This window comes from Streptacidiphilus sp. MAP12-33, from assembly GCF_041261265.1.
Taxonomy (GTDB): Bacteria; Actinomycetota; Actinomycetes; order Streptomycetales; family Streptomycetaceae; genus Streptacidiphilus.
On record NZ_JBGCCA010000040.1, the window covers coordinates 86,797 to 96,424 of the forward strand.

The 9,628-nt window shown below is 69.9% G+C and carries 10 protein-coding genes and 1 rRNA gene; all 11 read right to left on the reverse strand.

The genetic code is table 11. From position 1 onward, the window contains the following. Positions 1-14: 14 nt before the first annotated feature. Positions 15-707: a vancomycin high temperature exclusion protein gene (locus ABH931_RS32710; RefSeq protein WP_370121495.1), complete on the reverse strand. Its 693-nt coding sequence runs from the start codon at positions 705-707 to the stop codon at positions 15-17. Positions 708-759: 52 nt separating this feature from the next. Next, positions 760-1,302 carry a MerR family transcriptional regulator gene (locus tag ABH931_RS32715; protein ID WP_370121498.1) on the reverse strand — a complete coding sequence of 181 codons (543 nt, stop codon included), beginning with the start codon at positions 1,300-1,302 and terminating at the stop codon, positions 760-762. A gap of 325 nt (positions 1,303-1,627) precedes the next feature. Further along, a complete protein-coding gene (locus ABH931_RS32720) occupies positions 1,628-2,104 on the reverse strand; it encodes a bifunctional nuclease family protein (protein WP_370121501.1) in 477 nt (158 codons plus the stop codon). 72 nt (positions 2,105-2,176) lie between these two features. After that, positions 2,177-2,926 (reverse strand): MerR family transcriptional regulator, encoded by a 750-nt coding sequence (locus tag ABH931_RS32725; RefSeq protein WP_370121539.1) that lies wholly within the window; start codon positions 2,924-2,926, stop codon positions 2,177-2,179. A 70-nt stretch (positions 2,927-2,996) separates the two neighbouring features. Then, positions 2,997-3,950, reverse strand: a complete 954-nt coding sequence (locus tag ABH931_RS32730) for an FHA domain-containing protein (RefSeq protein ID WP_370121543.1) — start codon at positions 3,948-3,950, stop codon at positions 2,997-2,999. Then, positions 3,943-4,722 carry a DUF881 domain-containing protein gene (locus ABH931_RS32735; RefSeq protein ID WP_370121504.1) on the reverse strand — a complete coding sequence of 260 codons (780 nt, stop codon included), beginning with the start codon at positions 4,720-4,722 and terminating at the stop codon, positions 3,943-3,945. The genes ABH931_RS32730 and ABH931_RS32735 overlap by 8 nt, the downstream gene beginning before the upstream one ends. A gap of 132 nt (positions 4,723-4,854) precedes the next feature. Continuing rightward, complete coding sequence (locus ABH931_RS32740) at positions 4,855-5,187, reverse strand: small basic family protein (protein WP_370121507.1); 333 nt, start codon at positions 5,185-5,187, stop codon at positions 4,855-4,857. Beyond that, positions 5,184-6,092 (reverse strand): DUF881 domain-containing protein, encoded by a 909-nt coding sequence (locus ABH931_RS32745; protein WP_370121508.1) that lies wholly within the window; start codon positions 6,090-6,092, stop codon positions 5,184-5,186. The genes ABH931_RS32740 and ABH931_RS32745 overlap by 4 nt, the downstream gene beginning before the upstream one ends. 194 nt (positions 6,093-6,286) lie before the next feature. After that, on the reverse strand, positions 6,287-8,785 hold the full coding sequence (locus ABH931_RS32750) for a sugar phosphate nucleotidyltransferase (RefSeq protein WP_370121511.1): 2,499 nt from the start codon (positions 8,783-8,785) through the stop codon (positions 6,287-6,289). 16 nt (positions 8,786-8,801) lie between these two features. Next, positions 8,802-9,419, reverse strand: coding sequence for a CDP-diacylglycerol--glycerol-3-phosphate 3-phosphatidyltransferase (gene pgsA / locus ABH931_RS32755; protein ID WP_370121514.1), 618 nt, complete (start codon positions 9,417-9,419; stop codon positions 8,802-8,804). Positions 9,420-9,536: 117 nt separating this feature from the next. Continuing rightward, positions 9,537-9,628 (reverse strand): 5S ribosomal RNA (gene rrf, locus ABH931_RS32760); the annotation flags it as partial.

Here is a 9,628-nt window from a genome sequence, read left to right on the forward strand (position 1 = left end):
GTCACACCAGCGGCTCAGGGCGCGGCGGCCTCCGCCGACGCCAGCGACGAGGCCTCGTCGGGACCGAGCAGGTGCGGGTTCGGGTCGAACAGCTCGTCCAGCAGGACGGCCTTGTCCATCGACGCGATCTCGCGCGCGACTCCGGCCTGCCAGGTCCGGTCGTGCGGTTCATCGACGCCGATGCCGTAGGAGTCGATGCCCGCCGCCTCGCACAGCGCGACCGCGCGCCGGATCGCATAGCCCTGGTTGACCAGCAGCGCGCTGGTCACGCCGAAGATGCGGCGGGCCCGCGCGCACGAGTCCCAGGTGTTGAAGCCGGCGTAGTCGCGCACGATGCGGTCCTGGGGGACACCGTGCCCGACGAGGTAGGTGCGCATGGCGTCCGGCTCGTCGTAGCTCGCCCTGCTGTTGTCACCGGTCACCAGCACCGCGCGGACCCGACCGGCCCGGTAGAGCGCGATGGCGGCGTCGAGCCGGTGGGCCAGGTAGGGGGAGGGCTTTCCGCCGTCCAGCCCGGCGCCGAAGACCAGCACGACGGGCTCGGCGGGCGCGTCGGCGACCGTCCGCAGCCGGGGGCCGCCCTGGTACCAGACCACCGCCGTCGGCAACAGCACGGCGAGCGCCGCCGCGCACAGCAGCTGGAACCCCCGCCGCTGCGTTCTCCGCTCCCGCCAGCGCACCCGCACCCGTGGCAGCCCGAACCGCATGAATCCCCACCCGTCGTCGATCGTCTTCGTCTACGACCGACGGACGCGCGGTTCAGACCGCGCGGTTGCGGCGCCGGGCCAGTTCGTCGGACGGATCGAAGCCGAGGACGTTCTCACCGGTGTCGGCGCGCTCGCCGTGCAGGCGGCTCAGCGAGGCCTCGACCTCGCGCGCCACCGCGCCCACGGCGATGCCGAAGATGCCCTGGCCGCCTTGGAGGAGCTCGACGACCTGGTGCGCCGAGCTGCACTCGTAGACCGTCGCGCCGTCGCTCATCAGCGTGATGCCGGGCAGCGCCTCCTCCGGACGCTGCGCCAGATGGTCGACGGCCGCCCGGATGCTCTGCAGCGAGACGCCCGCGTCCAGCAGCCGCTTGACGACCTTCAGCACCAGGATGTCGCGGAACGCGTACAGCCGCTGGGTGCCGGAGCCCTGGGCCGGCCGCACGCTCGGCTCGACGAGCCCGGTACGAGCCCAGTAGTCGAGCTGGCGGTAGGTGATCCCGGCGGCGGCGCAGGCGGTGGGCCCGCGGTAGCCGAGGACCTCCGTCGCGCTGGGCAGCAGGTCGTCCTGCGGGTCCGCCGGGAGCGGCACCATCGGCATCCCCTCCCACCCGGACCGCGCCGCACGCGGCAGCGTCCGGACCGGGGTATGGATGGGGCAGGAGCCGCCCGTGGCCGTTCTGTCACCCGTGCTGCTCAACACGACCCTCCGTCCTGTCGACTCCGGAACCGCCTGCGCGGGGGTGCGGGGTGGCACACCCGGGACGTTCACAGTCGAAGGTAGGCAGTAGCCAAGAGCGCGTCAACGATCGCCACGCTCGGCATGGCGGGTGGCGTCAGTCTCGCGGGTGGTTTTGCGTGTCCTGAGCGGGGGTATCTCCGCGCGAATGGAACCGCTCAAACCACCCGTTCACCCCGGCCTACTGGGCGCCTGAGCTGCCGAAATCCTCCGGGGAGATCTGGTCGAGGAACTCGCGGAAGCGCTCGACCTCGTCCTCCTGCTCGTCCGGGATCGCGATGCCGGCCTCGTCGAGCACGTCCTCGGCGCCGTAGATCGGCGTACCGGTGCGCAGCGCCAGCGCTATCGCGTCCGACGGACGCGCGCTGACCTCGACGCCGCTGGCGAACACCAGCTCGGCATAGAACACGCCCTCCCGCAGATCGGTGATCCGCACGGCGGTCAGCCGCTGTCCGACCGCCTCCAGCACGTTGCGGAAGAGGTCGTGCGTGAGCGGCCGCACGGGAGTCATGCCCTGTTGCGCGAAGGCGATGGCCGTTGCCTCGCCGGGCCCGATCCAGATGGGCAGGTACCGGTCCCCACCGACCTCGCGCAGCAGCACGATCGGCTGGTTCGACGGCATCTCCACCCGCACGCCCACGACGTCTAGCTCGTTCACAATGCAACCCTAGGGCGCAGGCGCCGGATAGGCCAGTTGCTCCAGTCGCGCTGTCCTCAAGCGCCGCGCGCCTCAGGGCCGTGCGCGGAGCCCGGCCTGCACGAGCGCGGCATGCAGCCGGACAGAGAGATTGGCGAGCTCACGAGCCATCGCCGCAGCGTGAGCGCGGGTCTGCGGGTTCCGGTGCCGTCGCAGCGGAGCGACGATCTGCTCCACCAACCCGATCTCCCGGTCCGCCGCGGCCTTGACGGATCGCAGGTGCCTGGGCTCCAGCCCGAAGCGCCCCAACTCGGCGACCAAGCGCGCCACTTGCAGCATCTCGGCGTCGAAGCCGCCGTCCGGGTCCGAGCTGACCAGTCCGTAGGACTCCCAGTCGCTCAGCTGCGCGTCGGTGATCCCGGCGGCCGCCAGCATCTCGGAGCGTCCCAGCCGGGGGCCGGACGGCGCCAGCGGGCCGGGGGTGATCACGGCATCCGGCGCGGACTCCTCAGCGGCCCCGCCGGGCCCCGGCAGCGCCGGAGGGTTCTCGCCCCGGTCGAGGGCGGCGAGGTGTTCGCGGATGACGCGCAGCGGCAGGTAGTGGTCGCGCTGCATGCGCAGCACGTACGCCAGCCGCTCCACGTCGGCCTCGCTGAACTTGCGGTACCCCGAGGGCGTCCGCTGCGGCTCGACCAGCCGCTCCGCCTCCAGGAAGCGGATCTTGGAGATGGTGACCTCGGGGAACTCCGCCTGGAGCTCGGTCAGGACCGCACCGATGCTCAGCAGTTGCGGCCGGCCGAGGACGACTCCGGCCCGACGGCCGGGAGGAACGAAGGGCGCCACCGCCCCCGGGGTACCGCTGTCGGCTTGCACGACGGTTGACTCACTCCTCCCAGGGGCGGGGCACCGCGTATCAGTACCCCGGGCGGGCGGCGAAGAAGACCAGCCGGTACTTCCCGATCTGCACCTCGTCGCCGGTGTTCAGCGGCACCTCGTCGATCCGCTCGCGGTTGACGTAGGTGCCGTTCAGGCTGCCCACGTCGGCGACGGTGAACGCCCCGCCCTGGTGGCGCCGGAACTCCACGTGGCGCCGCGAGACGGTGATGTCGTCGAGGAAGATGTCGCTCTCCGGGTGGCGACCGGCCGTGGTCAGGTCCGTGTCCAGCAGGAACCGGCTGCCCGAGTTCGGGCCGCGGCGCACCACCAGCAGGGCCGAGCCGGGCGGCAGCGCGTCGACGGCCGCCTGGGCCTCCGGCGAGAGACCCGGGACCTGCGTCTGGGCCTCAGGCTCGTAAGCCTCCAGCCCGGAGATCGAGATCGTGGACGTCGTCTCCGACGGACGCTCGACCCCGCCCACACGGGCCCGCAGCGGGGCACCGCAGTTGGAACAGAAGCGGGCGGACTCGGGGTTGTTGTATCCGCATCGGGTGCACAACGTCACGCCTGCGGCCTCCTGTCGCGGATCGCCTGACTGGCCTTGGGAATACGGATCTGCCGCAAACCCTCCACCTGAGCTTGAGGGTACCGGCTGAGGGGCTATAGGACCGCTACTCGGCACGCCCGCGTGTCGGCCGTCCTCGTCGCGGAAGAGCGGCCGCTCACCGGCCGGGGCGTAGCTGTCGGTCTCCGGGTTGCGCATGCCGGGCACACCGGCGCCGAACTCGGCGTCCGCCCGGCGGTGCCGGGCGGTGGGTGCCTCGACCGCAGCGCCCTCGCGGGACTTCCGGCCGAACAGCTTCGAGAACAGACTCACGGGCGATACCCCTTGCGTGACACGGACCCGCCCGTGGGGCGAGGTGGAGCCATCGTGGACAGGACTGGTGCGTGCGGAACTTGAGGACCTGCTGAGGTGTACGGCGTCATGGATGCGTCGTGTGAGCGTAGTCGGGCGTGCTCAAAGGGATCAAGGCAGTCACGGCCAGGGACTGCGAGCGCTTCACCGTCGCGGTCCCGTTCTCACGGGCCACCGACTGCACCACACCCCCCGGAATGTTCAGCGCGGTGTCGAGATCCTGTGGATTGCCGATGACCGTGAACACGTAGGGCTGGGCGACGTTCGTACCGCTGATCGCCACCACCCCCCGGCTGGCATCCGAGAACCAGGTGTTCGCCACCACCCGGACGTTGTTGATCTGTACCGCCTCCGCCCCTGCCGCGCGCAGCTCCTCCAGCGTGTTGAGCAGCATAGCCGCCTGGACGTTTCCGCCCGGGTCCTTGATGGTCAGCGTCACCCCGGGGCCGGTCGCGGCGACCGTCCCGGCGAGCACGCCGAGCTGCTGCTCCTTCAGCTTGGTCTGGGCCTGCGCCTCCTTCGCCTGGTTCGAACTCGTCTGCAACTGGCTCAACGAGGTCTGCAGCTGCTGGCGTTCCTGGTCCAGCCGCTGCTGCCGGGCGTCGACCTCGTCGAGGATGCGGACGAGGTCGTCCTCGCGGGCACCGCGCAGCTGGTTCTCGGTGGTGTTGGACCGCACCTGGAACGCCACGCCGAGGCCGAGGGCGAAGAGGAGCAGCGCGACGACGAGCTGGGCGCGGTTGACACGCGGCGGCCACAGCGCGGCACCGAGGCGCTGACGGCCGGTGAGCGGCGGCCCGGGCTCTGCCTCGGGCGCGGGCTCGACCGACTCCTCGTCGCTGCTCACGGTGCCACTCCCACGTCTCCCACGTCTCCCACGTAACCCACGCCTGTCCGCCGACCCTCCCGCATCATCCTGCCACCCGTACTACCCCGGTTTTCGTTCACTGCACTCCGGTTCTGTCACAGAACGTCACGGCTAGGCCCTGAACAGATGGCGGCGGATGGCTGCCACGTTCGAGAAGATCCGGATGCCGAGGACGACGATCACACCGGTCGACAGCTGCGAACCGACGCCGAGCTGGTCGCCGAGAAAGACGATCAGCGCGGCCACGACCACGTTGGAGAGGAACGAGACGACGAACACCTTGTCGGAGAAGATCCCGTCCAGCATCGCCCGGACCCCGCCGAAGACCGCGTCCAGGGCGGCGACGATGGCGATCGGCAGATACGCAACCAGCGAGGCGGGGATGTCCGGCTGCACGAACAGCCCGACGACGACTCCGAGCGCCAGCCCGATGACGGCGATCACGGTCCCTTGGTCCCTTCCGACGGAGACGGGTGTGCGTTGATGAGAGAACCGACGCTCGCCGCCGGCAGCGCGAGGCTGCTCTCAGCGGAGACGCCGTAGCGGATCTGGTAGTTCTGCTTGAGCTGCGCCAGATACAGCCCGCCGTAGGCGTTGTTCTGGAAGGACTGCTGCAGGCCCGGCCCGCCGACGGCCTGGAGGGTGTAGGGCAGCGTCAGCGGGTGGTCGTTGACCAGTATCGCGTCACCCGCGGCCCGAATCGCCGACAGGTTCGTCAGCCGCTCCCCGTTGATCGCGACCGCCTCGGCGCCGGACTGCCACAACGCGTTCACCACCAGCTGCAGGTCGCTGTCGCGCACCCGCCCGGTGTTCCCGAATCCCGCGTTCGCGCGGGGGCTCGCGTTGTTCAGGTCCGTCCCGGCCGAGGCCGCGTCGTCCACCGTCACCTGCACACCGGGCCCGCCGACCGGCGTCTCGCCGATGACCAGCTCCAGCGCGTCGAGCTGGGCGGTCCCCTGCGTACCGACGGCACTGGTGCGGGCCTGGTTCAGTTCCGTCTGGATCTGGTCGACCTGCTGCTGGAGGCCGTCGGCCGTGACGGTGGACTGGTTGATCCTGTCGATCAGCGCCTGCCGCTGCTTGGCCGCGACGGGCGCGCTCTGGTGCACCTGATCGGCGCCCATGGTGAGGATCGTCGCCACCATGGCGAGCCCGAGCCCGAGGATCAGACGCCCCTTGAGCGTGGTCGGGAGCCGGCTGCTGCCGTAGCGACCCGTCCGGCGCGCCTCGTCGGCGTAGCCGTCGTCGAGGCTGTGCTCCATCACGTTCGTGAGCAGCGACATCGACGCGTCCGGCCGCGCGTAGCGCGCGTCCGCGCGCTCGTCGGGTCGGGGGGCGGTCGTCGACATGGGGGTTATCGTCCCACGTCGCTCCGGTTGCCCCCACCCAGGGGCGCGGGGCCGTGCCGATATGCGGCTCCGCGTCGCGGGCGCGACAAGCCACCGGCGTGCGGATGGTCCTCAATGTTCAGGGCCATCCGCACAGGGTGGTGGTTGGCGCCCGCAGTTGATCAAGCAGAGCCCCGCGCCCCTGGATAGTGCAACTAATCTCGGCCGGCAGACTCCACGACCGCGGCCCACTCGTCCAGCAGCGCCAGCGTGGAGGTCTCGTCCGGGCCTTCGGCCCAGAGGTGGGTGACCGCCTCGGCCGGGTCCGGGAGGACCATGGTCCATCGGCCGTCCGGCTCGACGACGCGGACGCCGTCGGTCGTGTCGACCTCGCGCTCGCCCGCCGCCTCCACGACCTTCCGCATGACCATGCCCTTCGCCGCCCAGGGGGTGGCGAGGTCGCGGCGGTGCACGTGGGCCCGCGGGATGCGCGCGTCGATCTGGCTGAGGGTCAGCTGCGTCCGGGCGACCAGCCCCAGCAGGCGCACGAACGCCGCCGTGCCGTCGAAGACCCCGCTGAACTCGGGCACCACGAATCCGCCGATGCCGTCGCCGCCGAAGACCGTGCCCTCGGCGGACGCCGCCCGCGTCAGGTCGTCGGGCGAGGTCGTCGTCCAGGACACCTGCGTGCCGTGGTACGCCGCGACCTGCTCGGCGATGCGGGTCGTGGTCACCGGCAGCGCCACGCGCCCACTGCGGCCCTCCGCAGCGATCAGGTCCAGCAGGACCAGCAGCGAACGGTCGTCCTCGATGATGCGGCCGCGCTCGTCGACGAAGGAGACCCGCTCCCCCACCGGATCGAACCGCACCCCGAACGCCGCCCGCGAGGACGCGACCAGCTCGCCGAGCCGAACCATGCCGGCCCGCCGCTCCTCGATCGTCTCCGTCGGCCGCGCCTCGTCCATGCCGGGGTTGACGGTCAGCGCCTCGATGCCGAGCTTGCCCAGGATGCTGGGCAGCAGCAGCGACGCGCTGCCGTTGGCGACGTCCGCGACGACCTTGAGCTTGGCGTCCCGCACCCCGCTCGTGTCGATCGCACGCAGCAGGCTGCCCGCGTAGGAGTCGAAGACCGTCGCCGGGAAGGTCAGGTCGCCGATCTCGCCCGGGAACGCGCGGCGGTACTCCTGGCGCGCGTAGACACGGTCGAGCTTGCGCTGGCCGGCCTGCGAGAGGTCCGCGCCGCGCTCGTCGAAGAAGAGGATGTCGAGCGAGTCCGGCACGCCCGGCGTGGTCCGCAGGAAGATGCCGCCCGCGCTGCCGCGCGCGGTCTGCTGCCGCGCGACGGGCATCGGCACGTTCTCCAGGTCGCGCACCTCGATCGCGCTCGCCTGGAGCGCGGAGATCATCGCGCGCTTGAGCGCACGCGCGCCACGGGAGTGGTCACGGGCGATGGTGACCGTCGCGCCCTTCTTCAGCGTCGTCGCGTAGGCCCCGGCGAGCCGCACGGCCAGCTCGGGCGTGATCTCGACGTTGATGATCCCGGAGACACCGCGAGCCCCGAAGAGGTGCTCCTGGCCGCGGGACTCCCAGATGACTGAGGTGTTGACGAAGGCGCCGGCCTCGATCGTCTTGAAGGGGTAGACGCGGACGTTGCCCGCGATGATCGACTCCTCCTCGATCAGGCACTCGTCCCCGATGACCGCGCCGTCCTCGATCCGCGCGGCGCGCATCACGTCGGTGTTCTTGCCGATGACGCAGCCGCGCAGGTTGGTCTGCGGGCCGATATAGACGTTGTCGTGGATGACGGCCTTGTGCAGGAACGCCCCGCGCTTGACGACGACGTTGCTGCCGAGCACGGTGTGCTCGCGGATCTCGACGCCGCCCTCGACCTTCGCGTAGTCGCCGATGTAGAGGGGCCCGCGCAGCACCGCCTCGCGGTCCACCTCCGCGCCCTCCGCGACCCAGACACCGGGGGCCATCTCGAAGCCCTCGATCTCGACGTCGACCTTGCCCTCCAGGACGTCCGCCTGGGCCTTCACGTAGCTCTCGTGCGTGCCCACGTCCTCCCAGTAGCCCTCGGCGACGAAGCCGTAGATCGGCTTGCCCTCCTTGAGCAGCTGCGGGAAGACGTCACCCGACCAGTCGACGGAGGTGTCGGCCGCGACGTAGTCGAAGACCTCGGGCTCCATGACGTAGATGCCGGTGTTCACGGTGTCCGAGAAGACCTGCCCCCAGGTCGGCTTCTCCAGGAAGCGCTCGACCCGGCCCTCCTCGTCCAGGATGGTGATCCCGAATTCCAGGGGGTTGGGCACGCGGGTCAGACAGACGGTGACCATCGCTCCCTTGGAGCGGTGGAATTCCATCAGCTCGGTCAGGTCGAAATCGGTGAGCGCGTCACCCGAGATCACCAGGAACGAGTCGTCCTTGAGTGCGTCCTCGGCGTTCTTGACGCTGCCGGCCGTACCGAGGGGTTTCTCCTCGTTGGCATAGGTCAGGCTCATGCCGAGTTCCTCGCCGTCACCGAAATAGTTCCGGACGAGTGACGCGAGGAACTGCACTGTCACGACCGTGTCGGTCAGGCCGTGTCGTTTGAGCAGCCTGAGCACATGCTCCATGATCGGCCGGTTCACCACCGGCAGGAGTGGCTTGGGCATACTCGCGGTCATCGGGCGGAGACGAGTTCCCTCGCCTCCGGCCATCACAACGGCCTTCATCTCGGCTGGCTCCTCCTCATTCGGACAGGGTGCCCGCCCCCGTCTGCTTCACGAGACGGCGAGTCTGTACCGCGTACAGAATTCCTGCCCACCAGTAGAGCGTCGTACCCCACCAGACGAACGCCCAACCGATGATGCTCGCCACAGTCCCGACCCAGTTGGTGTAGGTCGTGAGCAGCAGCAAAGGGAATGCGTACATCAGATTGAACGTAGCCGCCTTCCCGATGAAGTTCACCTCGGGTGGTCCGTATCCGTGACGCCGGAGGATCGGAAGGAGGCATGCGATGAAGACTTCGCGGCTGAGCAGGATCACCGTCAGCCACCACGGCATGATGCGGCGAGCGGTCAGGCCGACGATCGTCGAGAGAACGAAGAGTCGGTCAGCGAGGGGGTCAAGGAGCTGACCCAGCCGGCTGATCTGGCCCCATCGGCGGGCCAGCTTGCCGTCGAGGTAGTCACTGACCCCGCTCAGCATCAGGATGGCGATGGCCCAGCCGTCGTTCTTGGGCCCGCCGAAGACCGGCCACAGGACCAGCCAGAGGAAGACCGGCACGCCGACGAGCCGCGCCATGCTCAGCACGTTGGGGATGGTGAACACGCGGTCGGTCTGGACGCGCGTCTCCTGTACCTCCACTCGGGAGCCTCCTGTTGAACCACTTCGAACGTCGTACGGTGCGTACGGGTGAGGCCGACTTTACGGCATGACGCAGCAGGCCCCTGACCGATGGTCAGGGGCCTGCTGTGAAAGGTTGTTCGGCGGCGTCCTACTCTCCCACAGGGTCCCCCCTGCAGTACCATCGGCGCTGTGAGGCTTAGCTTCCGGGTTCGGAATGTAACCGGGCG

What these genes read in the sequence shown, in the direction of transcription:
- ABH931_RS32710 (WP_370121495.1), bottom strand. Translation starts at nt 707, where the DNA reads ATGCGGTTCGGGCTGCCACGGGTGCGGGTGCGCTGGCGGGAGCGGAGA.
- ABH931_RS32715 (WP_370121498.1), bottom strand. Translation starts at nt 1,302, where the DNA reads ATGGTGCCGCTCCCGGCGGACCCGCAGGACGACCTGCTGCCCAGCGCG.
- ABH931_RS32745 (WP_370121508.1), bottom strand. Translation starts at nt 6,092, where the DNA reads ATGTCGACGACCGCCCCCCGACCCGACGAGCGCGCGGACGCGCGCTAC.
- ABH931_RS32750 (WP_370121511.1), bottom strand. Translation starts at nt 8,785, where the DNA reads ATGAAGGCCGTTGTGATGGCCGGAGGCGAGGGAACTCGTCTCCGCCCG.